The following is a 24,090-nucleotide window of genomic DNA, read 5'->3' as shown; positions in this document are numbered from 1 at the left end:
TTGATTATAATGCGCAAACTACTAATTAGTGCAAATTAGTGGCGAAAAAACTTCGTAACAAAAAAACTTTTCAGCTCTTAAAAAAAGAAGTAAATTGGTCTAATAAAAAAATAGAATGCAAAATTTAATAAAGAGAATAATAGTTTTAGCTGCGCTGGTACTTGTAGTGGTTCTGGCTTTCAAGTATTGTGAGTTCAAAAAAGACGACGATTCTACAATCGATTATAACACCAATCTCATTCAGCAACAAATTCTTAATGTTGGTAAACTGGTAGTGACCGAAGGACATTTCTCAGAAGTTATCACCTATAAAAACCAACAAAAGTATTTGATGGATATGGTTTCTTTTGAAAAGAAAGCCCTTGTTGTTGTAAATGCAAATGTTACCGTTGCCTACGATTTGCACAAGATGAAATATGATATCGACGAAAAAAACAAAACCATCACCATTCTCAATATCCCAAAAGAAGAAATAACCATCAATCCCGATATCCAGTTTTATGATGTCGAACAAAGTAAACTCAATCCATTTACGGGAGATGATTACAATAAGATAAACAAATCTGTAAAAGCAAATCTGGCCAAGAAAATCGAAAAATCAACTTTAAAAACCAATGCTCAAAACAGATTAATCAGTGAATTATCTAAGATTTTAATTCTAACCAATTCAATGGGCTGGAAATTACAATACGAAGGAAAGACAATAGAATCTGATAAGGATTTTAATGAGGACTTAAAGTTGTAGCGCAAGGGTTTAAGGGTTCAACGTTTTTTTGCAGTAGAAACTCCACAAAGAAACTCTTTAATCTTTTTTGATTTACCACTGTGATTTCTCCCTTCGATCGAAAGTGACAAATTTTCCGAGATTAAAATAAAATCTTTGTTCATCGGTTAAATCTCTAACCTAAACGCTAGCCAACAGGTAAGCAGATCCTCGGGTAACAAATTAAACAGCTTTCTTATCGAAAATCAAATCCAAACCACCAGCAATTAAATGTGCCACTTCAGGACGTTTCCCTTTCAATTGATCTAAATAAACCAATACTTGCTGTAACAGCTGCTCTTCATTTGAATCCTTTAAAAGCTCAGCAATTTCAACAGACAATAACCAATCATTAGAATGGTTTTTTTGAAGTTTTTCAAATACAGCTTTTAGTTCAGCTTTAGAATCTTTATTTTCTCTAATCATGCGAATCGTTTGATACAAGACTTCAAGATCATCACGTTGTTCAGAATGTTTGGCTTTTATAGTGGTGGTTTTCGGAACAGAATTAATCAAGTCAAAACTATTCACATCGGCTGGGCCAGAAAAAGCGGAAACTACTTTTTTACCAATCGCCATATCATAATTTCCCCATTCAGGCTGAAACAAAATCGTTTGGCCATGCCTTACGGTACAATTTCTAAAACTAATTAGAATAATCTCTCCGTGCAGGTTTCTGGATCCCGTAATAATTTCACCTTCCACAATGATATTACCTTCAAATTCCAGTTTTACCGTTTCATTTTCAACAATAGAATAAGCCTGTAAATCCTTCGGACTCATATCTTCAATGGCTAAATTAAAGCCTTTTAGTTTTCCAATCGGACTTCCAAATCCTTCAGGATGCGTCAAAGTTCCGTGACCAACCAATTCTTTTTCACGGTATGACAAAGCTGTTTTTCCTGTAGTCTGAATGTAAACAGGTTTTCCTTCGTCTTGCAGTACATTGGTAAAAACACCCGAAATTTGTAAACCAGTACTCAATTCAATTGTTCCTAAGGCATTGGAATGAATCAATTTCTGAATCCCCGAGAGCCCTCCTGTACGTAGAGCCATTTTATTTGCAAATTCTTCTAAAATTAAACTTAAATAAGAGAAATTAGGCGTTACATAGAGTTGAGGCTGCAACTGCGTAATATCAAAATTTTGATTTGCAGCTGATATATCATAAGGAATTTTCTTTACGTTATCTGTCATGCACCAGGCACTCTCACCAATCGAGGAAAGTAATCCGGCGCCATATATTTTTGGGTTTTCAATCGTTCCAATCAAGCCATATTCAACCGTCCACCAATGCAGATTTCGAATCTGAGCCATTTCAGATAATTCACCCATATTATTCTGTAAATCAGCAACCGCTTTTTCGGCTTGGTCTATTTTTTCTTGCGGCGTATCCTCAGCTTCTTTCAAAATCGAAAGCAACCGAATCGCTTCATACATCTGATAATCTTTGTGAGAAGAAATGGCTTTGCAGCCAATTTCGCCAAAACGTCTCAAATATTCAGCATATTCAGGATTGGCAATAATTGGAGCGTGGCCGGCACCTTCATGAATAATATCCGGCGCAGGAGTATATTCAATATGTTCTAACTGACGAATATCCGATGCAATAACCAAAACGTTATACGCCTGAAATTCCATAAATGCATTGGGCGGAATAAACCCGTCAACTGCAACTGCAGCCCATCCAATCTCAGTCAGGATTCTATTCATTCCGTACATGCTGGGGATCGAATCAATTTCGATTCCCGTTTTACGCAAACCGTCTAAATACGAACTATGCGCAACTTTCGATAAATAATCTACGTTTTTACGCATTACATAGCGCCAAACCGCTTGATTTATAGGAGTGTAATCGCTATAATCCTGAGGTTTAATAAATTGCTTTAAATGTTTAGGCAATCGCTCTAATAACGGGTTTGTTTCAATACTTGCATTCATTTCGAAAACGTTGTAGATTAAGAATGTAAAATTACGAATTAAGACCGCTATTTTTTGCTATTTGTTACAATTTTTTTGTCCGAAATGATTTTTTATTGCGTTTTTATAGATTTTGGAGCATTAATAAAAAAGTGAAAATTTTAGCAGTCGTTATTGTCAAAACTCACTCTTTCCATTGTTTTTTCATAGCTTTCGATCTCTTTTTTGGTCATCGAAGCTTCTTTTAAATCTACCTTCAATTGTTTTTTAGTATCGGGGCTAATCCATAAACCCGAGAAAGTATTTCCTGTTTTCTTTAAAATTAAAACACCACTGAAATCATGTTCGACCATTACAAATTCATTTTCAGCCTTTTTGTTCTGCGTAGGATAAATTTGAATCCATTTGCTTGATTTATTGTAGCGATACATTGAGGCAAACATTAAATCAGCAGTACACGGATTTTCTTCTGTTTTAATATAAAGAGTTATTGGTGTTTTTCCATCAATAGTTCCTTTGTATAAATTAGAAACCGGAGCTTGAGATTGTGCATTTAAATGACTTAAAAAAGAGAAACAGATTGTAAAGAAAAGGATGAGTTTTTTCATTTTAATTAAATTTTGATTTGGCTTTTATCAGTATTTTCAAATCAAATTTATTTAATTAAAAATAGTATGCAATCTAAAACTTGAATATTTTTAAGATTTACCTGATGTATTTCTCAGCTCGTTTTCGGCATTTCTAAAATATTCAATTTTGTGGCTGAACATATAGGCCATATTGGCGGCACGCATTTTAGCTTCTTGGGTTATTGGGCCGGCAAACTGTGCATCGATTGTGGTATTAAAAATTGCAATCCAGCGGTCAAAATGCGTTTTATCTACGGGTAATTGTTTGTGTGGGGGAAAAGGAGTTCCCGAATAAGCTCTCACATCAAATAAAATAGTCTGCCAGAATCCGTACATTTTTTGCAGATGAGGTTCCCACCGATCTTGCAGTTTATTATTAAAGATAGGGCCAATCAGCTCGTCTTTTCTAACATTTGCATAAAAGCTGTTCACCATTTGTTTAATGTCTTCTAAGGTTGAAATATCTTTAAGTGCCTCCATATTTTAAGTAATTATATTAACGGCAAAAATACGCTATAACTCCAGGTTTGTTCTATGAGATTTGTCATTTGTGAAAATTTTATAATACAATAGAATATTTAAAAGATGATCTAAAAGCTTGATTTTGAAAAATTTATTTATTTAATGAAAAGTAAAATTAGAATTTTATGATTTTTTAGGGTTTAAGTATTTGGTTTTTAGGTTTTTGTAAAAATAAAAGATCAGTTTTTGTTAAGGTAATTTTTACAAATGATGTGTATTTGTAAAGTTTGAATTATATCGATTTCGTAAAAGATTGATGTAATTTAGATGCGTTTTAATAAAAATAATCATAATAAAATGAAAGAAATTTAACTATCTAAAACCGCAAAAAAATGCACAAAACTACTCACAAACCTACAAATCGAGTAAAAGCAATTTTGACCCAGGTCATCATTATAATGCTTTTGGTTATGATCAAAGCCAATGCTCAAACAGTCACACCTTTTATCACATCGGGTGATCAGACCAGATTATTACAGCAGCAATCTGCAGTAAGTTTCGGGACAAACTCAGGGACTAATCCTTCTACAATTACCATTAATGTAGCAACAACCTACCAAACCATGGATGGTTTTGGTTATACTCTTACCGAAGGAAGCGCCGAGGTAATCAGTGCAATGGCAGCCACTCAGCAAAATCAATTATTAAATGATTTGTACAATCCTGTTACAGGTTTAAACGCCAGCGTAGTTCGTATTAGTATAGCGGCTTCTGATTTAAGCAGTTCTTCTTATAGTTATAACGAAACTTCAGGAGACGTTAATATGAACAATTTCAGTATTAACGGACCGGATTTGACCTATTTGATTCCCATTATAAAAAAGATACAGCTTATCAATCCAAACATAAAAATATTAGCCACTCCCTGGTCAGCGCCACGCTGGATGAAAACTAATAATTCCTGGATTGGCGGAAGTTTGCAAACACAATATTACGCTGCCTACGCGAGATATTTTGTAAAGTATTTTGCCGCAATGCAAGCGCAGGGAATTTCAATTTGGGCAGTCACACCTCAAAACGAACCAGAGAATCCGCATAATGAGCCAAGTATGTTAATGAATTCGACAGAACAAAAAAACTTTATCAATCAGCAACTGGGACCACAAATGGCAGCAGCAGGTTATGGAAATATAAAAATCATCGCTTTTGATCACAATTGCGACAATACAGCTTACCCTATTGATGTTTTAAACAACAGCAGTTATGTTGATGGTGCAGCGTTTCATTTGTATTTAGGAAATATTTCGGCCATGTCAACTGTGCGAAATGCCACCAATAAAAACGTTTATTTTACAGAACAATATACAGGATCAGGCGGAAACTTTGGTGGAGATTTTGGCTGGCACATGCAAAACGTAGTGATTGGAAGTACCAATAACTGGTCAAAAACAGTTTTAGAATGGAATGCAGCCAATAATCCGAGTTTAGGGCCGCGTACTCCGGGTGGATGCAATACTTGTCTGGGAGCCATTACGGTAAATAACAGTACAAGTTATACTAAAAATGTGGCCTATTATATTATTGGTCAAATCTCAAAATTTGTAAAACCGGGTGCTGTAAGAATTTCATCTTCAAGTACAAGTGGTACAATTCAAACGGTTGGATTTAGAAATCCTGACGGATCCATTGCACTTGTGGTTTACAATTCAGGATCAGCCAATACCATAAAAGTGGTTTCAGGATCATCAGCTTTTAATTATACAGTTCCCGCTTCATCGGCAGTTACTTTTAATTGGTCAGCAGGATCCCCTCCGTCATCTTCATTTCCGGGATATTACAATGTCATTTCAAGAAACAGCAGCAAAGGATTAGATGTTGCAGATAATTCCGCTATAAGCGGAGGACGCATTCAGCAATATGACATTACCGGTGGAGGAGGAAGTAATCAACGCTGGAAGTTTGTTGCTGAGGCAAGCGGCAATTACTACATCATTGTAAAATCGACAGGATTATACCTGGCACCTGAGAGTAATAGTACTGCTGATGGAATAAAAGTACAACAAAGAGCATTCTCGTCTTCAAACGAATTTAAATGGACAGTGAACAGTCTTGGCGGAGGTTACTATAGTATTATCAATGTAAATAGCGGAAAATCATTGGATGTCGAAAGTGTTTCTACTGCAAATGGTGCCAATATTCAGGTATGGGCTTATACAGGAGGATTAAATCAGCAATGGCAATTGGTACAGGTGGAGGCTTCTGCAGCCAGGAAAGCTGCCATAGAAGAACAAGCCAATACCGTATCTGATTTTTCTCTTTATATCAATGTAACAAACAACTATTTAAAAATTAACACCCCTAATTCAGGCTCCGGACAAGTCGAAGTTTACAATGCTTCTGGGCAAAATGTTTTAAAAAGAAGCGTTGATTTTACAACTGGTAATGAAGCCGAAATAGAAATTTCGCAATTACCAAAAGGGATTTATGTAGTAAAAGTAAATGATGGCCAAAGCTCGTATTCTAAAAAAGTGATAAAGAAATAATTACCAATTTTTAATTTTAATTAGTTATTTTATTTTGGTTTGAAAAAGGCTGTCTGATTTTAAATTCAGACAGCCTTTTGTTTATCCAATGAGTTGTGTAAACAAATCCTGATTGTCATTCAGGTATTGAAATTCAAAACCATTTTTGGTCATATTCATTTTAATTGCCTTGATATCTTTTTTATTTTTTAATTCTAAACCAACCACTACAGAACCAACTTCACGACTGTTTTTCTTGGCAAACTGAAAATAAGTGATATCGTCATCGGGACCTAAAATATTATTGACAAATTCTTTTAAAGCTCCGGGACGCTGCGGAAACTGAATCATAAAGTAATGCATCAAACCTTCATACAATAAAGAGCGCTCTTTTATTTCGGCAGTTCTCTCGATATCATTATTACTTCCGCTTACAACGCAAACCACTGTTTTACCTTTTATTTTATCTTTATAAAAATCTAAAGCGGCAATGGTCAATGCGCCGGCAGGTTCTACCACCATAGCTTCTTCGTTATACAAACGCAAGATTGTCGTACACACTTTTCCTTCGGGAACCAGAATAATATCGTCCAGATTTTCACGACAAATTTCGAAAGTTTTATCTCCAACTTGTTTTACAGCCGCGCCGTCTACAAACTTATCAATTGTTTTTAAGGCTGTGTTTTTATTCTCTTCAATAGAGGTTTTCATCGATGGAGCACCTTGTGGTTCAACGCCAATAATTTTAGTATTCGGGCTTAAATGTTTAAAAACTTCAGAAAGACCAGAAGCCAGTCCTCCCCCGCCAATCGGGACAAAAACATAATCGATGGGTTCTTTATAAGTTTCCAGAATCTCTAAACCTACAGTTCCCTGACCGGCAATTACTTTTTCATCGTCAAAAGGATGAATAAATATTTTATGATTTTTAATCGCATCTGCCGTGGCCGAAGCATAAGCATCATCAAAAGTATCTCCGGTTAAGACAATCTCTACAAACGATTTTCCAAACAACTGAACTTGTTTTACCTTTTGTTTTGGAGTTGTTTTGGGCATATAAATTTTGCCCTGTATTTGCAAAAGATGACACGAATAGGCGACACCTTGTGCATGATTTCCGGCACTTGCACAAACAATTCCGGTTGCTTTTTCTTTTTCATTCAACGAAGAAATCTTGTTGTATGCGCCTCTGATTTTGTACGACCGTACAATTTGTAAATCTTCCCGTTTCAGTAAAATAGTCGATTTAAACTCGTCTGAAAGATTTAAATTTTGAGTGAGTGGGGTAGCGGCAACTACATTTTCGAGTTGCTTTTTTGCAGAGAGTACTTCGTTAAATAAGTTCATTTTTGTTTTATTTTTTTGCCACGAATTGACACTAATTTTTATTGTTTAATATGGAAAAAAGGATTCGCGTTAATTCCTAGCGACTTTAATCTTCGTTAAATAAAAAAACCTCCCGATTTGGGAGGTTTTATAAATTGTATTTTGTTTACTTATTTATATAATACCTCACCATTATTGCTGAATAGCAATAATTTTAATAGAGATAATAATGATATTTAAGTTTTTCATTTCAGATATTTGAAACGCAAATGTATTAATTATTTTTTAACGGGAGGATATTGCGCTAAAACTTTTGTTACAATTTCTTTTACTCTGGCATCTTTTTTATCGACGTTTTTAGTTAAAGTTGCAACTCCTTCACCTTGCCATATCATTTCTTTCTTTTTAGCATCGATTAAATCAATGAATAAAGTTCCTTCGGTAGAAGTTGATACAGTAGTCTGGTTTCCTCCGTACATCATGTAAGGATTCCATCCCCAACCCCAACCGTAGCCCCATCCGGCGCTAAATTGGTTTACGTTAACCTGCTCTCTTGATTTTGTAAAAATATTTACTAATAAATCAGGGTTTTCGCTTTTTGTAAAACCTTTTGCCTGCATTTGTTCGTCTATGGCATGTAAGATACGTCTTTTATCCAAATCAGAGATTTCGACCTTATCAATTCCGGGCTTAAAAAAAGCGTACGTCTTATATGGTGCGAAATCTACGTTTTTATCGTAATCAGAATATACACTTACCGTGCTGCATGAAGCTAGTATCAAAAGCAAAAAAACGGGTACTAATTTGAATGTTTTCATATGTTTAAAATTTTTAATGTTCTTTGTTTTTAATTAAATACGAAACTTTGTCTAAAATAGATTTTCATCTACAATATTGGGTAAAGTTACCTTTAATAGTGGCTGGACTTCCATTGCTCTTTTTATAGCAAAAATAGCTTCGTCATTTCGGGCCCAGCTTCGTCTTGAAATTCCGTTGTTAACATCCCAAAAAAGCATTGATGCTAAACGTTTTGACGCCTCTTTAGAGCCATCAAGAACCATACCAAAACCACCGTTTATAACCTCTCCCCAGCCAACACCTCCGCCATTATGAATCGAAACCCAGGTTGCTCCTCTAAAACTGTCTCCAATCACGTTTTGAATGGCCATATCAGCCGTAAAACGAGATCCGTCATAGATGTTAGATGTCTCTCTGTAAGGAGAATCAGTTCCCGAAACATCATGATGATCGCGGCCTAAAACAACCGTTCCTATTTCGCCTTTGGCAATCGCCTGATTAAACGCTTCAGCAATTTTAATTCTACCTTCAGCATCAGCATATAAAATACGGGCCTGAGAACCTACAACGAGTTTGTTTTCCTGCGCGCCTTTGATCCATTTGATGTTATCCTGCATTTGCTGCTGAATTTCATTAGGAGCAGTTTTAGCCAGTTCTTCTAAAATCTGGCTTGCGATGTTGTCTGTTTTTTGTAAATCTTCTGGTTTTCCGGAAGTACAAACCCATCTAAATGGCCCAAATCCGTAATCAAAACACATTGGTCCCATTATATCCTGAACATAACTCGGATATTTAAAATCGATATTATTCTCTGCCATTACATCAGCTCCGGCGCGGGAAGCTTCTAATAAAAAGGCATTTCCGTAATCAAAAAAGTAAGTTCCTTTTGCGGTATGTTTGTTAATCGCTTTGGCTTGCCTGCGTAATGATTCCTGAACTTTTTCTTTGAATAAGGCAGGATTATTGGCCATCATTTCGTTGGCTTCTTCAAAAGAAATTCCAACAGGATAATAACCACCAGCCCATGGATTATGGAGTGAAGTCTGGTCAGAACCCAAATCAATTTTGATGTTTTCTTTGTCGAAACATTCCCAAACATCCACCACGTTTCCTAAATAAGCAATTGAAACCACTTCTTTATTGGTTTTGGCCAAAGTGACTCTTTTTACCAATTCTTCAGTAGAAGTTACGATCTCGTTAATCCAGCCCTGTTCGTGACGGATTTTAGTGATTTTAGGGTTTACTTCGGCGCAGACCGTAATACAACCGGCAATGTTTCCGGCTTTTGGTTGTGCTCCGGACATACCGCCAAGACCCGAGGTTACAAAAAGATTACCTTCAGGATTGAGTTTTATTTTTCTGAAACCATTTAAAACTGTAATGGTAGTTCCGTGTACAATTCCTTGTGGGCCAATGTACATATAACTTCCAGCTGTCATTTGTCCGTATTGGGAAACACCCAAAGCATTCATTTTTTCCCAATCGTCGGGTTTAGAATAATTCGGGATAACCATTCCGTTGGTAACCACAACTCTTGGCGCTTCTGCATGTGAGGGGAATAATCCCATAGGATGTCCTGAATACATCGTTAAGGTTTGCTCATCTGTCATTTCAGACAAATATTGCATGGTCAATAAATATTGCGCCCAGTTCTGAAAAACAGCGCCGTTTCCACCATAAGTAATTAGTTCATGCGGATGTTGCGCCACAGCATAATCCAGATTGTTCTGAATCATGTGCATAATGGCTTTTGCCTGCAATGATTTTCCTGGATACTGGTCAATCGGTCGTGCGTACATTCTGTAATCAGGACGTAGGCGATACATATATATACGACCGTAAGTTTCTAATTCTTCTGAGAATTCTTTAATTAATTCAGCGTGATGTTTGGCTTCGAAATAGCGTAAGGCATTTTTTAAGGCCAGTTTTTTTTCTTCTGCCGAAAGAATTTCTTTTCGTTTTGGCGCGTGGTTAATGGCCAAATCGTAAGTTTTTTTTGGAGGTAATATAGAGGGGATTCCCTGTTTTATTTGTTCTTGAAAAGTCATTTTTTTTTAAGGTACTTAGTTGCTAAGATAATCTAGCAAGATTAACAACAGATTAATTTTTTTGTTCTTTACAAATTCAGTATCAAAAGAATTATCTAATTATCAAATTGGCACATTTTCTAATTTAGATAATTTTCTAATTAAAAAACTAGGGATAACGAATATCCGACCTGTGATAGGATTTGTGGATCCTAATCCTAAATTTTCGCAAGAGAATATCCATTTATAATTTTAGAGTTTAGATTATTGATTTTAGATTTTTCCTTCGACTTTGCTCAGGATGACAAAACTATCAAATTAAGAAATTTTCTAATTATCAAATTGGCACATTATCTAATTTGCTTTTTTTCTTATTTCGCCAGTTCGTTTATCAAACCCATATGGACAATGACGACAGCCACTTTTGCAGCAATAACCACGTTTTAAGTGGTGTTTTTCGGTAAAGCATTTATAACCTTCGGGCGTATAGTAAAAATCTTCGCCTTCAATTAGTTTATTTTCATTACTTTGCTCTTTCATAAATCTGCATAGGGTTGATGTTTCTTTTCTTTTAAAATCAAATACACGAATTTGATTGTGATTTTAATGAAATCGAACATTTTTTATCTACAAATTTATAAATTTTACAGCGAATGTTTCTAATTGTTGCTAAATATTTAATTCCGAAAGGATATAGGGGAATGGCTGTGTTTCCCTTTGTAATTTTAAAATATGATTTGGATAAAAATAATCCTGTTTTTGTCAATCATGAAAAAATTCATTTGCGACAACAATTAGAATTTCTGATTTTACCTTTTTATATCTTTTATGTTTTAGAATATATTATCAGACTCATACAATACAAAAACAAAGATCTGGCTTATAGAAGTATAAGTTTTGAAAGAGAAGCTTATGCAAATGAAACGGATTTGGATTATTTGAAAAACAGATCTTTTTTTGGTTTTTTGAATTACATAACTTTAAAATAAAATAGATTTTGAATCAGGAAATTCATATCAGTTTTCCTAATCATATTTCGCTGACAATAAAACGTGATGACTTAAATCATCCCTTTATCTCGGGAAATAAATTAAGAAAATTAAAATACAATTTACTTCAGGCAAAAGCCGAAAACAAAGGAACACTGGTAACTTTTGGCGGAGCATTCTCCAACCACATTGCAGCGGTGGCGTATGCAGGAAAAAAACAGGGTTTTAAAACAATTGGTGTTATTCGCGGCGATGAGCTTTTTGATAAAATTCAAGAAAATCCAACGCTGAGATTTGCGCAGGAAAACGGAATGCAATTTGAGTTTGTAACCCGGGAAGAGTACCGACATAAAAGTGAAATTTTCTTTATCGAAAAATTAAAAGAGAAGTTTGGCGATTTTTATTTAGTGCCCGAAGGTGGTACAAATGAATTAGCCGTAAAAGGCTGCGAAGAGATTTTGACAAAGGAAGATGCTGTTTTTAATTACGTTTGCTGCGCGGTGGGAACCGGCGGAACAATTTCCGGTTTGATCAATAGTGCCTTGCCAAATCAGAAAATTTTAGGGTTTCCGGCGTTAAAAGGTGACTTTTTAACCAATGAAATTCGTATTTTTGCAAAACAAGATAACTGGAATTTGATTTGTGACTATCATTTTGGAGGTTACGGGAAGATAAATTTAGAATTAATTGAATTTATCAACACTTTTTTTGAAGAAACAAAAGTGCCTTTAGATCCAATTTATACAGGAAAGATGGTTTTTGGCGTTATAGATTTAATCCATAAAAACTATTTTGCTGAAGATTCAAAAATATTACTCCTTCATACCGGCGGATTGCAAGGAATAGAGGGGATGAATATAAAATTGAAACAGAAAAAATTACCAATACTTAAAAGCAATGGTTAAAAAAATAATAACATTCTTGATTCTTGCTACTTTAGTGAGTTGTTCGTCTAGTAAACCTACTGTTGCAACGACCAAAAAAGCAGCAGCAATACAGAGGCCAAGAGTGGCAGCGACCAAAAAGCAAACTCCTGTTAAGCCAATTGGTAAAAATTATCCTTCTACAAATAATACAACTGAGGTTATTCAATCTACTTCGAAAACAGTTGTAACAGGCGATTTAATCAATAATTATATTTTGCAATTTAAAGATATTGCAATGGGCAATATGCAGAAATACGGTATTCCTGCCAGTATTATTCTGGCTCAGGGAATCTTAGAATCCGGTGCCGGAAGAGGTGATTTAGCCTTGGAAGCAAACAATCATTTTGGGATTAAATGCCATAAAGACTGGTTGGGAGAAAGTGTTCGCCATGATGACGATTCAGCTCAGGAATGTTTCAGGAAATATCCAGAAGCTGCAGAATCTTACAGAGATCACGCTTTGTTTCTGGTGGGTAAAAAAAGATATGAAACCTTATTTACTTACGAAAAAGACGATTATAAAGCCTGGGCAAAAGGTTTAAGAGCAGCAGGTTATGCTACAGATCCTAATTATCCCGATAAATTAATAAGTTATATCGAAAGATACAATCTGCATCAATATGACTGTCAGGTTACCGGAAGAAATTACAAACCTTTTGAGAAATCAACCACGGTTAAAAATTCTTCAACACCTTCTAAGAGTTCATCAAACCCGAATTCGAATGATCCTAATTTATACGAAGTTCAAAAGGGAGATACCTTATATTCGATTTCAAAAAAATTCAACGTATTGGTTGATGATTTAAAACAAAAAAACAATCTTTCAGACAACGCCATTTCTATTGGGCAGCGATTGAAAGTGAAGTAAGTTTTCAGTCTGAGTCTCAGTTTTCAGTGATGGGTAATTATGAAAAAGAAAGTTATGATATTAATTTCTGCTTTTGCAGCAGTTTTAATTGTAAGACTCTTTTTAGGAGTTTATGAGCATGATGAGTTTGCAGAAAGTCATCTTTTTGTAAAACATCGTCCAACCTGGAAATGGAAATTTTATTCTCCTCAGGGAATGTCAGATACAAAATTGGAAGAACTTACCGAAGAAAAACAAATAGAACAAAAATATTTTAATGAGTTTATAACAGATCAGGGCTTAAGTAGGTAAATCTAAAATCTGAACTCAAAAATCAAAAATCAAAAATGATATATAAAAGAAGTAGTCAGCTTTTTGCTGAAGCAGAAAAAGTAATTCCAGGAGGAGTAAATTCACCAGTTAGAGCCTTTAAAGCGGTTGGGGGAACTCCTATTTTTGTAAAAAGTGCCAAAGGTGCATATTTATATGATGAGGACGGAAATAAATTAATAGATTATATCAACTCATGGGGACCAATGGTTTTGGGGCATGCCTATCAACCCGTTGTAGATGCTGTGATTGAAAAAGCAAAGTTGGGAACTTCATTTGGAATGCCAACTGAATTGGAAACTCAAATCGCTGCTTTGGCGGTTTCTATGGTTCCGAATATTGATAAAATAAGATTTGTAAATTCGGGTACAGAAGCTTGTATGAGTGCGATTCGTCTGGCTCGCGGATTTACAAAAAGAGATAAAATCATCAAATTTGCAGGTTGTTACCACGGACATTCTGATTCATTTTTGATTCAGGCAGGAAGTGGAGCCGTAACTTTTGGTTCGCCAAATAGCCCGGGAGTTACAGAAGGAACTGCAAAAGATACTTTACTGGCAAAATACAATGATTTAGAGAATGTAAAAACTTTAATCCAAGCAAATAAAGGGGAGATTGCAGCGATTATTATCGAGGCAGTTGCCGGAAATATGGGCTGTATTCCGCCTCAAAAAGGTTTCTTGGAAGGTTTAAGAGAATTGTGTACAGCAAACGGAATCTTATTAATTTTTGATGAGGTAATGACTGGTTTCCGTCTGGCTCGTGGTGGGGTTCAGGAATTGTATAATATCAATGCTGATATTGTAACTTTCGGAAAAGTAATTGGTGGAGGTTTACCGGTTGGTGCCTTTGCTGCGCGCGAAGAGATCATGAATTATTTAGCGCCTCTTGGTCCGGTTTATCAGGCAGGAACATTATCAGGGAATCCCTTAGCAATGGCTGCGGGATTGGCAATGTTGCAGGCACTTGATAATGATCGTGAAATTTTTACCCGTTTAGAAGAAAAAACAGCTTATTTAGAAGTAGGAATCGATAGAGTTTTAAAAGCGAATAATGTTACTTTTACCATCAATAGAGTAGGTTCTATGATCTCTGTTCATTTTGATGCTAATCCTGTGGTTGATTTTCAAACGGCTGCAAAAGGAGATAACCAAACGTTTAAGAAATTCTTTCACGGTTTATTAAACGAAGGTGTTTACATTGCACCATCTGCTTATGAAACCTGGTTTATTACAGATGCATTAACGTATGAAGATCTAGATTTTACCATTAATGCGATTGATAAGGTTTCAAAGACATTTTAAAACGTAAAGAATTATATATTTTCAATTTCAGGCCCAGCTTTTTAATAAAGTTGGGCTTTTTTTTGGCCTTTAAAATTTTAATTTGAAGTAGTTAATAAAAAGTTAATGAGAATGTTTGTTCTTATATATTTAGAATAAAAATTATTTTTGTTTAACAAATAATCATTAAACTTACCATAAATGAAGAAATTTTTCATTTTTATTACACTGACAGTTTTTATGCTGTTTTCTACTAAACCATTTGCACAATCTAAAAAGAAAGACACCAAAAAAGGAGAACCAGCAGTTGCTTCGCCAGAGAAAAAATCAGAATCTACAATAAAAGAATATAGTAAAGTAATTACCAAAGACGCTGTTTCTGATCCGGGACTTTTTACTGTTCATAAAGTGGATAAAAAATACTACTTCGAGATTCCAAATAAATATTTAGATAAAGACATGCTTTTAGTAAGCAGACTCTCAAAATTACCTTCAAATTTAGGAGGAGGATATGTAAACGCTGGTTCTGAAACCAATGAACAATTAATAGTCTGGCAGCGTTTTCAGGATAAAATTCTCATCAAATCAAAATCATACAGTGCTGTTGCCAATGATACTTTGCCTATTAGTATTTCGGTAAAATCCAATAATTATGAGCCAACATTGTTTGCTTTTGATATTGTAGCTTTTAGCAAAGATTCAGCCAATAGCGTTATTGATGTTACTAAATTTTACAGTACAGATGTTAAAGCCATCAGCGGAATATCGGCAGAAATGCGCGAAATGTATAAAGTAAAAGGACTTGATGATTCGAGAAGTTTTATCAATACAATTAAAAGTTTTCCTATGAATATCGAAGTAATTCAGGATATGACTTATAATGCTTCGAAGCCATCAATGCTGGAAGATACAGAGTCGATAAGCATACAAATGAATCAATCGATGGTTTTATTGCCAGAAGTGCCAATGAAACCAAGATTAGCAGATCCAAGAGTAGGATGGTTTACTGTAAGTCAATACGATTACGGAAGTAATGAGTTAAAATCTGACCTTAAAATCTACATTCGCCGATGGAGATTAGAACCTAGTGATCCAGAAGCTTATAACAGGGGAGAGCTGGTCGAACCTGTAAAACCAATTGTGTATTATTTAGATCCTGCAACGCCTGAAAAATTAAGAAAATATATTAAGCAAGGAATCCAAGAATGGCAAAAACCTTTTGAAGCTGCGGGTTTCAAAAATGCTATTATTGCCAAAGATGCTCCAACAAAAGAGGAAGATCCTGATTTTAGTGCTGAAGATATTCGTTATTCGGTTATTCGATATGTGGCAAGTACAACCCGAAATGCCGTTGGGCCAAGTGTGTCGGATCCCAGAACCGGAGAAATAATCGAAAGTGATGTTATCTGGTATCACAATCATTTGCGTTCCTACAGGAACCGCTATTTGCTCGAGACAGGAGCAGCAAATCCCTCGGCAAGAACTTTGCAAACCAGCGATGAAGAAATGGGAGAGATGATGCGAATGGTAATTGCTCACGAAGTAGGCCACGCTTTAGGGTTTCCTCATAATATGGGAGCAAGTTGTGCTTATGATGTAGAGAGTTACAGAAACGGTGATTTTACACAACAAAACGGAATCTCGGCAAGTATTATGGATTATGCCCGTTTTAATTATATCGCACAGCCTGGGGATAAAAATATTCGTTTTATTCGTAAAATGGGAGCATATGATCATTATGCCCTGAATTGGGGATATAGAGTAATTCCAAATGCCAAATCACCTGAAGACGAAGTTTCTGTTTTAGACAAATGGATTTTAGAGAAAGCCGGAAATCCTGTTTATAAGTTTGGCAAACAAAGCAGTGCTTTTGATCCTACAACTCAAACCGAAGACATTGGAAATAATGCGATCAAAGCAAGTTCATACGGGCTGAAAAATTTACAATATGTAGCGTCTCATTTAAATGAATGGACAAGTACTGTGACCAATAATTATGCGGATTTGGATGAATTGTATAAAGAAATGTTAGAAGCCTGGAGCAGATATGTTGGGCATGTGGTAACCAATGTGGGTGGGGTTTATGAAAATACTAAAAAGCCAAATCAAGCCGGAAATATTTATGAAGTGGTTTCAAAAGCAAAACAAATTGAGGCAATGAACTGGCTTCAGGCAAATGCTTTTGCTTCGCCAACCTGGATTGTAAACGTAAATACTTTAAAAAATACAGATGTTGCAGGGTATAGCGAGAGATTTAGAGCTTTGCAGGTTCGACATTTAAATAATTTATTGAGTATTGGCCGTATTGGCCGCCTGATGGATAATGAAATACTTGGCGCAGATACTTATAAAGCTTTGGATTTATTAAGAGATACGCGAAAAGGAATCTGGAAAGAAGCCGCTACACCGGGCAATGTAACAATATACAGAAGAAATTTGCAGCGCGGTTATATCGAGAGAATGGGCGCTTTAATGAGCGAAGAAATTAAACCAGCAGACAGATCTGTAATTTATTATAATGTAGCACAATCTGATGTAAGGGCTTTGGTTCGCGGCGAATTAACTGCACTAAAAACAACACTTTTGGCAGCAAAAGCAAAACCGGTAAACACAGAAACAAAATACCATTATGAAGATTGTATCAAACGAATCGATTTGATTTTAAATCCGAAATAAGAAATGTATAAACAAAAAAAGAGGCTCACGAGCCTCTTTTTTTGATCAGGATTATTTTTTACCTTTTCTGTGTTCTTTCATTTTGTCTTTACGCTCTTTTTGAATCGCTGTCCATTTTGTATATTGATCTGCATTCAAAATAGATTTCATTTTAGTGTCAAAAGCTTTATGATCTACTTCCATTTGTTTTCTCATGGCTTTTTTCTCCGCATCACTTGGAGCTACACCAGTATCTTTGCGGCTTTTTTCAAGCATAGAGATTTTGGTAGTTCTCTCAGATAAAAGTTCAGTAACTTGTTTTTGCTGATCAGCATTTAAGTTTAGATCTGTAGTTAGTTTTTGCAAGTGTGCCTGATCGCGTTCTTGTGGAGATTTCAAATCTCTTTTTCCTCTGTGATCGCCTTTTCTGTTATGATCTTTATGCTCTTTTTTAAGAGCGGTCCATTTAGTATACTGATCGGCGTTTAGAATAGCTTTCATTTTGGCATCATTTGCTGCTCTTTCAGTTTCCATTTGTTTTTTAAAAGCGTCTTTTTCTGCAGCAGTTGGTTTTGTTTTGCGATCTTTATTAGCATCTTTAAACTTTTCTGCTTTAGCATTTCTTTCGGCTAATAATTGTTTTACTTTTTCCTGTTGGTTTTTATCCAAACTCAATTCAGAAGTTAATTTTTGTAAATGTTTCTCACTACGCTGCTCAGGAGTTAATTTTTCTCTTTGATCACCTGTAGCTTTCTGATTGATGTCTTGCGCAAAACTTACCATTCCAACGAATAATAAAGCTGCGATAAATAATTTTTTCATAATTCGTTTTTTTTTAAAGGTTTATATCCATTAGACTTCAAGAAGTTGGCTAGGTTTAATCTTGTTGTAAGATTTATCTTTTAATTAACACAAACTATTAAGGAAAGCATAAAAAGTATTCTCAATAAAAAAGAGGCTATTTAAGCCTCTTTGTAAACTATAATTAGTTGTTTTCTTTTTTGTATTCTCTCATTTTCTCTTTTGCCTGCTCTCTTTTTTCGTCCTGAATAGAGGTCCATTTTTTGTATTGATCCGCATTGAGTATCGCTTTCATTTTAGCATCATTGGCGTCTTTTTCAGCTTTTAATTCATTTTTAAAAGCTTCTCTTTCCGCTGCAGTAGGTTTCTCTTTTCGGTCTTTTCGTTCTGCTCTTAATTTTTCTGCTTTAGCACTTCTGTCGGCTAATAGTTGTTTTACCTGAGCTTGCTGATTGGCATCTAAATTTAACTCTGTAGTTATTTTTTTTAACTGTTTCTCATTACGTTGTTCCGGAGTTAGTCTTTCTCTTGGTTCGCGTGTAGGTGTTTGATCTGCTTCTTGTGCAAAACTTGCTACTCCAATAAATAACAAAGCTGCGATAAATAGTTTTTTCATGATGTTGAGTTTTTTAATTGTTATAGTTGTTAGACTTTATTAAATTCAATAGGTTTAATCTGATAATCAGAATTGTAGTTTATTTAACAAGACGAAAAATCGCTTTGCGATATTGTCTCCTGATTTACAAGGGCTTTTTTATTGTTTTAATTATGCTCGATGATGATGTTTTACAACAATAGGTTTTTAAATTTGTTAGTGCATTGACAATTTCAAAATAGAATTACCAGGATAAAATATGGAAGAATTATTTAATAAGAAAAATAAAAACCGTGTTCTTAAAGCCGTAAGCGGAGAGATGTCGTATCAAAAATTAACCACTGCCGAATTGCATCAATTTGTGCAGCACTGGAATTATGATGACGGACTTGAACCCTTTAACTGGATCATCAAACAAAAGCACCTGGACAAAGGAACAGCGCTTTGTTTGTATTGGATCTTGCAGCCGGATTATTTCTGTAAATTCAAAAACCAGGAGGCAATAAAACAGGATATTAATTATCAGACTTATCTTGTAATAAAAGAAATTGAAGAAAAATATACTTCCGGGTTTTATAAAGAGGAGCATTTTTCTTTTGATCCAAAGCAAGAGTTTCTCGATGAAAATTCTAATACTAAATGTATTCCTGCTCAAATGCTGGAAAAATCGCCGGGAATTATTTTTGAACGAGAGGATATTGAGTTTGCTTTTTTAAGAACCCCCAACGAAAAAGAGTTAAAAAACATCAATGCCAAAATTGCAGCTGCTGTAAAGATTATTCAGATTTCGAATCCTGATTTTGTTTACAATCAAACAGATGAAGCGATTCAAGCTATAATAGAAAGTATAGAGTATTGGAAAGAAAAAGAATTAGGAAAGATAAAAATTAAGAATCTCTCTTATTTATGGATGGATTGCGTGCATAAAAAACACCAATGGAATTGGATTATTTGGGATTGGGAAACGGGAAATAATGTTGGAGTTACCAACGCTACAAAAGAATTAACATGTTTGGCAGATACTATTATAAATCATACCATAGACGGATTTCAGCAATCTTCGATAATTTCAGATTTGTATCAGGATCTGGCAGGAGTAAATAATTTTTATGACTTAAAAAAAGATCCGTACAGTGGCATTGGTTTGCTTTTTAGTACAGATCATTTAAAATTTAGGTCATAATTTCATGGCATTAAGAAAAATTACAGTCGAAGAGCACTTTTATCTTTATAAAACAACTTGTGGATTTGGACTTAATACAGATATAGCAACGTTTGAAATAACTATATTCTTAAAGGATTTTAAACAAACCCCATTGAAAATTAGTTTCACTACATGGGAAGATTTGTGTGACGGAAATCCATTGAATACTGGTATAAAGCTAACCAGATTATCTAATCAGCAAACAGAAGTTATAAACCTGAACAGGCCCAAATATATTAGAGAATGTATTTTGTATGGTTTGAATAACGGCTGGAACGGGAAAAACAAATTAGAATCTGTTGATGGTTTAGAAATACTTGAAAGTTTAGGTTATGATGTTTCTGGTTTGCATCCAAAAGAGGGATTTACTATAGCACATGGCAAAGAATACCCAAAATAAGTTGATTTTTTAATATCAGAAATTTACTTCAGAATTAATTGCGTAATTTAGTACAACCACAAGTTAAAACCCAAAAGAAACAATCATGAGTTTAAATGCCACATCAAACAATAATAAAATTGCCTTTTTTTCGACACAGCCTTACGATAAGACTTTCTTTAATAAGTACAATGAAGAATTTGGTTTTGAATTGGATTTTTTTGAAACCCAACTGAATCCTCAAACGGTAATCCTTATCGAAAATGCTGCTATAGTTTGTGTTTTTGTAAACGATATTGTAAATGAGGCGGTAATCAAACAATTGGCAGAAAAGAATGTGAAAATTATTGCTTTGCGTTGTGCTGGTTTTAATAACGTTGATCTGCAAGCCGCAAAAAAGTATAATATAAAAGTATGTCGTGTTCCGGCTTATTCTCCTCAGGCAGTTGCAGAACATGCTATCGCGATGATTTTAACTTTAAATAGAAAAACGCATAAAGCCTATAACAGAGTTCGTGAACAAAACTTTTCTCTAAATGGATTACTGGGTTTTGATTTGTTTGGAAAAACAATCGGAATTATCGGAACGGGAAATATAGGGAAAGCTTTTGCAAAAATTGCTTTAGGTTTTGGATGCAAAGTGCTCGCCTATGATATTGTTACAAATGATGAAATGATAAAAGACGGAGTAAAATTCGTGTCTCTTGAAGAAGTTTTTAAACAGAGTGATATTATTTCGCTGCATTGCCCATTAAACGAGCAAACCAAACATATCATAAACAAGAAGTCTATCGATGAAATGAAAGACAACGTGATGATCATCAACACAAGCCGAGGCGGATTAATAGAAACAGCTTCGGTAATTGAAGGTTTAAAAGAAGGTAAAATTGGATATTTGGGAATAGATGTGTACGAGCAGGAAGAAAAACTATTCTTCAGAGATCTTTCTGCTGATATTATTCAGGATGATGCCATTCAGCGTTTAATGAGTTTTCCCAATGTTTTGGTTACAGCGCATCAGGCCTTTTTTACCAATGAAGCCCTAACGCAGATTGCTGTGATAACTTTTAATAATATAAAAGATTTATTGACTAAAAATGATATTGAAAATAAAGCAGCTTTGCTGGTTTAACAAAGGCAATGTTGAGAACTTAAAACAAAGAGATTATGAAAAATAAAATTTTAGTGGCAGTTATGATTCTGGGAATACTTTCATGCCAAAACAAAGATAAAACAGACGCAAAGAGTATCATCAAAACAATTGCTGAGGATACCTTATCAAAAACCGTTGCAGGAACTGCAGATCTTAGTGATGCCCCTGCAAAAGATGATAAGGCAGTGGAATTGATCCGCAAACAATTGAATATTCTATTAAAGAAAGATCTTCCGGCAATGACAAAAGATGACCGATTCTTTTATTACGATGCTTTCGATTTAAACAACGATAAAAAAGACGAATATTTCGTAGGATTCTCCAACTCTTACTTCTGCGGAAGCGGAGGCTGCTCAGGATATATTCTAAAGAATGATGGAGGTTTAATTAATTCTTTTACCGTAACCGATTTTCCGATTTTGGTCACCACTTCATCTACTGAAAAGTTTTACGATCTTATATTTGAAACCGGAGGAAAGTTCCACCTTGTGAAAATGAAAAATGGTAAATACCCTTCAAACCCTTCAGTTCAGGAAATTTGGAAAGGTGAAACTCCTAAAGAAAACTCAAAGGTTTTAGATATTCAGGCAAAGAAATTAGAGAAGTACTGGTTTTAAAATAAAAAACCCGACAGATTTTTAAAAATTTGTCGGGTTTGAATATTAATACAATTTTGGAATTTGGAATTTTCAAAAATTGGAATTTTAAAATTTACTCTACAAGTTCCACAAATTTAAACTCACCTTCAACAGCCACTTTAGTCAAACCATGTTTTGATAAATTTTTCATAGACGCATCCCATTTTTTACCACTTAAATTAGCAGTAATTTTTAATTGCTGAAGATCCATCTTGTTTTCATTTCCTTTCAATAAATCTACGATGAATTTCTCTTCATCAGACAATTCAATCTGCGCTTGTTTTTTCTCAGGACGCATTTGAGGGAACAATAAAACTTCCTGAATCGAAGCGTTGTTTGTTAGGTACATAATCAAACGATCCATACCAATTCCCATTCCCGAAGTTGGAGGCATACCATATTCTAATGCTCTTAAGAAATCCTCGTCGATAACTCCGTTTGCTTCATCATCACCTTTTTCAGCCAAACGCATTTGGTCTTCAAAACGCTCACGCTGATCAATTGGGTCATTTAGTTCAGAATATGCATTTGCAATTTCTTTACCACAAACCATCAATTCAAAACGCTCAGTAAGCTCAGCATTATCGCGGTGTTCTTTACATAAAGGCGACATTTCTTTTGGGTAATCGGTAATGAAAGTTGGCTGAATATAATTTCCTTCGCATTTAGCGCCAAAAATCTCATCAATCAATTTTCCTTTCCCCATTGTTTTATCAACGTCAATTCCCATTCCTCTGGCAGCGTCAAACAATTGCTCTTCCGTTTTACCCGAGATATCAAAACCAGTAAAATGTTTGATAGAATCTGTCATGGTTACACGGGCGTACGGCGCTTTAAAGTTAATTTGGTGTTCGCCAAAAGTAACCTCGCTTGTTCCGTTTACGGCAATTGCACAATGCTCAAGAAGGCCTTCTGCAAATTCCATCATCCAGTTGTAGTCTTTGTAGGCTACATATATTTCCATAGCGGTAAATTCAGGATTATGGGTTCTGTCCATACCTTCATTTCTAAAGTTTTTCGAGAATTCATAAACACCTTCAAAACCACCAACAATTAATCTTTTCAAATACAATTCGTTTGCAATACGCATGTAAAGCGGAATGTCAAGCGAATTGTGATGCGTGATAAAAGGTCTTGCGGCAGCTCCACCAGGAATTGACTGTAAAACCGGAGTTTCCACTTCAAGATATCCTGCATCGTTAAAATAACCACGCATTGCTGTATACAACTTGGTACGTTTGATAAAGTTTTCCTTTACCTGGGGATTCACTGTTAAATCCACATAACGCATTCTGTAACGTAACTCAGGATCATTAAAAGCATCGTGTACGTTTCCATCCTCGTCTACTTTTGGTAAAGGCAGTGGACGTAAAGTTTTGCTCAGGAAAGTAAATCCGTCCACACGAATACATTGCGCGCCCACTTTTGTGGTAAACAATTCACCTTCAATACCAATAAAGTCACCTAAATCAGTTAGTTTTTTAAATACTGTGTTGTATAAAGTTTTATCATCACCCTCACACAAAACATCACGATTCACATACAATTGTATACGTCCTTCGCTATCCTGTAATTCAGCAAAACAAGCTTTCCCCTGATCTCTAACACTCATTAAACGTCCGGCAACGATCACCTTCTTACCCTCTTCAAAAGATTCCTTCACCTGCTTGGAAGTATGATTTACAGGAAAAAGATTAGCCGGATAAGGATTGATTCCTAAGTTGCGTAAGTTTTGAAGTTTTTCTCTTCGGATGATTTCTTGTTCTGATAATGCCATTTTGTGCTCTTTTTTAAGTGTGCAAAGATAAAGAAAAGAATGTAGATTTTAGAATGCAGGTTTTAG

At 35.1% G+C, this 24,090-nt stretch carries 22 protein-coding genes; 12 read left to right on the top strand and 10 right to left on the bottom strand.

Features of this window, described 5'->3' with window-relative positions:
- Positions 1-115 precede the first annotated feature (115 nt).
- Positions 116-745 carry a DUF4230 domain-containing protein gene (locus IRZ78_RS18190; RefSeq protein ID WP_194617877.1) on the top strand — a complete coding sequence of 210 codons (630 nt, stop codon included), beginning with the start codon at positions 116-118 and terminating at the stop codon, positions 743-745.
- Positions 746-946: 201 nt separating this feature from the next.
- Here IRZ78_RS18190 and IRZ78_RS18185 read toward each other — a convergent pair whose 3' ends face one another.
- The 3 genes from IRZ78_RS18185 to IRZ78_RS18175 all read right to left on the bottom strand — a co-directional run bounded on the left by IRZ78_RS18185 (position 947) and on the right by IRZ78_RS18175 (position 3,792).
- Complete coding sequence (locus IRZ78_RS18185) at positions 947-2,704, bottom strand: aromatic amino acid hydroxylase (RefSeq protein ID WP_194617876.1); 1,758 nt, start codon at positions 2,702-2,704, stop codon at positions 947-949.
- 140 nt (positions 2,705-2,844) lie between these two features.
- Positions 2,845-3,291: a hypothetical protein gene (locus tag IRZ78_RS18180; protein ID WP_194617875.1), complete on the bottom strand. Its 447-nt coding sequence runs from the start codon at positions 3,289-3,291 to the stop codon at positions 2,845-2,847.
- 90 nt (positions 3,292-3,381) lie between these two features.
- On the bottom strand, positions 3,382-3,792 hold the full coding sequence (locus IRZ78_RS18175; protein ID WP_194617874.1) for a group III truncated hemoglobin: 411 nt from the start codon (positions 3,790-3,792) through the stop codon (positions 3,382-3,384).
- Positions 3,793-4,166: 374 nt separating this feature from the next.
- On the opposite strand from IRZ78_RS18175, the gene IRZ78_RS18170 reads away from it, so the two are divergent.
- On the top strand, positions 4,167-6,317 hold the full coding sequence (locus IRZ78_RS18170; RefSeq protein WP_194617873.1) for an RICIN domain-containing protein: 2,151 nt from the start codon (positions 4,167-4,169) through the stop codon (positions 6,315-6,317).
- Between the two features lie 81 nt (positions 6,318-6,398).
- Here IRZ78_RS18170 and ilvA read toward each other — a convergent pair whose 3' ends face one another.
- The 4 genes from ilvA to IRZ78_RS18150 all read right to left on the bottom strand — a co-directional run bounded on the left by ilvA (position 6,399) and on the right by IRZ78_RS18150 (position 10,987).
- Complete coding sequence (gene ilvA, locus IRZ78_RS18165; RefSeq protein ID WP_194617872.1) at positions 6,399-7,643, bottom strand: threonine ammonia-lyase IlvA; 1,245 nt, start codon at positions 7,641-7,643, stop codon at positions 6,399-6,401.
- A 257-nt stretch (positions 7,644-7,900) separates the two neighbouring features.
- Positions 7,901-8,440 carry a DUF4136 domain-containing protein gene (locus tag IRZ78_RS18160; protein ID WP_194617871.1) on the bottom strand — a complete coding sequence of 180 codons (540 nt, stop codon included), beginning with the start codon at positions 8,438-8,440 and terminating at the stop codon, positions 7,901-7,903.
- Between the two features lie 51 nt (positions 8,441-8,491).
- Positions 8,492-10,468 carry a urocanate hydratase gene (locus IRZ78_RS18155; protein ID WP_194617870.1) on the bottom strand — a complete coding sequence of 659 codons (1,977 nt, stop codon included), beginning with the start codon at positions 10,466-10,468 and terminating at the stop codon, positions 8,492-8,494.
- A gap of 333 nt (positions 10,469-10,801) precedes the next feature.
- A complete protein-coding gene (locus IRZ78_RS18150; protein ID WP_073418076.1) occupies positions 10,802-10,987 on the bottom strand; it encodes a DUF5522 domain-containing protein in 186 nt (61 codons plus the stop codon).
- A 113-nt stretch (positions 10,988-11,100) separates the two neighbouring features.
- On the opposite strand from IRZ78_RS18150, the gene IRZ78_RS18145 reads away from it, so the two are divergent.
- The 6 genes from IRZ78_RS18145 to IRZ78_RS18120 all read left to right on the top strand — a co-directional run bounded on the left by IRZ78_RS18145 (position 11,101) and on the right by IRZ78_RS18120 (position 17,498).
- A complete protein-coding gene (locus IRZ78_RS18145) occupies positions 11,101-11,436 on the top strand; it encodes a hypothetical protein (RefSeq protein WP_194617869.1) in 336 nt (111 codons plus the stop codon).
- An 8-nt stretch (positions 11,437-11,444) separates the two neighbouring features.
- On the top strand, positions 11,445-12,341 hold the full coding sequence (locus tag IRZ78_RS18140; RefSeq protein ID WP_194617868.1) for a pyridoxal-phosphate dependent enzyme: 897 nt from the start codon (positions 11,445-11,447) through the stop codon (positions 12,339-12,341).
- Positions 12,334-13,230 carry a glucosaminidase domain-containing protein gene (locus tag IRZ78_RS18135; RefSeq protein ID WP_194617867.1) on the top strand — a complete coding sequence of 299 codons (897 nt, stop codon included), beginning with the start codon at positions 12,334-12,336 and terminating at the stop codon, positions 13,228-13,230. Before IRZ78_RS18140 ends, IRZ78_RS18135 begins: the two co-directional genes overlap by 8 nt.
- Positions 13,231-13,284: 54 nt before the next feature.
- The gene (locus IRZ78_RS18130) at positions 13,285-13,521 is read left to right on the top strand and encodes a hypothetical protein (RefSeq protein WP_194617866.1); all 237 of its coding nucleotides are present in this window, start codon (positions 13,285-13,287) and stop codon (positions 13,519-13,521) included.
- 35 nt (positions 13,522-13,556) lie between these two features.
- Complete coding sequence (gene hemL / locus IRZ78_RS18125; protein ID WP_194617865.1) at positions 13,557-14,843, top strand: glutamate-1-semialdehyde 2,1-aminomutase; 1,287 nt, start codon at positions 13,557-13,559, stop codon at positions 14,841-14,843.
- Between the two features lie 180 nt (positions 14,844-15,023).
- Entirely contained in the window at positions 15,024-17,498 is a 2,475-nt protein-coding gene (locus tag IRZ78_RS18120) for a zinc-dependent metalloprotease (RefSeq protein ID WP_194617864.1), read from the top strand.
- A gap of 51 nt (positions 17,499-17,549) precedes the next feature.
- Here IRZ78_RS18120 and IRZ78_RS26220 read toward each other — a convergent pair whose 3' ends face one another.
- Complete coding sequence (locus IRZ78_RS26220) at positions 17,550-18,299, bottom strand: hypothetical protein (RefSeq protein WP_228520519.1); 750 nt, start codon at positions 18,297-18,299, stop codon at positions 17,550-17,552.
- A gap of 163 nt (positions 18,300-18,462) precedes the next feature.
- Positions 18,463-18,894: a hypothetical protein gene (locus IRZ78_RS18110; protein WP_194617863.1), complete on the bottom strand. Its 432-nt coding sequence runs from the start codon at positions 18,892-18,894 to the stop codon at positions 18,463-18,465.
- 238 nt (positions 18,895-19,132) lie between these two features.
- On the opposite strand from IRZ78_RS18110, the gene IRZ78_RS18105 reads away from it, so the two are divergent.
- The 4 genes from IRZ78_RS18105 to IRZ78_RS18090 all read left to right on the top strand — a co-directional run bounded on the left by IRZ78_RS18105 (position 19,133) and on the right by IRZ78_RS18090 (position 22,226).
- Positions 19,133-20,056, top strand: a complete 924-nt coding sequence (locus IRZ78_RS18105) for a DUF4274 domain-containing protein (protein ID WP_194617862.1) — start codon at positions 19,133-19,135, stop codon at positions 20,054-20,056.
- Between the two features lie 4 nt (positions 20,057-20,060).
- A complete protein-coding gene (locus tag IRZ78_RS18100) occupies positions 20,061-20,477 on the top strand; it encodes a hypothetical protein (RefSeq protein WP_194617861.1) in 417 nt (138 codons plus the stop codon).
- A gap of 85 nt (positions 20,478-20,562) precedes the next feature.
- The gene (locus tag IRZ78_RS18095; RefSeq protein ID WP_194617860.1) at positions 20,563-21,588 is read left to right on the top strand and encodes a 2-hydroxyacid dehydrogenase; all 1,026 of its coding nucleotides are present in this window, start codon (positions 20,563-20,565) and stop codon (positions 21,586-21,588) included.
- A 35-nt stretch (positions 21,589-21,623) separates the two neighbouring features.
- Entirely contained in the window at positions 21,624-22,226 is a 603-nt protein-coding gene (locus IRZ78_RS18090) for a hypothetical protein (protein WP_194617859.1), read from the top strand.
- Between the two features lie 94 nt (positions 22,227-22,320).
- Here the strand turns inward: IRZ78_RS18090 and lysS are convergent, their stop codons facing one another.
- Positions 22,321-24,024, bottom strand: a complete 1,704-nt coding sequence (gene lysS, locus IRZ78_RS18085) for a lysine--tRNA ligase (protein ID WP_194617858.1) — start codon at positions 24,022-24,024, stop codon at positions 22,321-22,323.
- Positions 24,025-24,090: the final 66 nt, after the last annotated feature.

Source organism: Flavobacterium sp. CSZ (assembly GCF_015350725.1).
Lineage (GTDB): Bacteria > Bacteroidota > Bacteroidia > Flavobacteriales > Flavobacteriaceae > Flavobacterium.
This window is presented reverse-complemented; position numbering and strand designations above follow the sequence as displayed.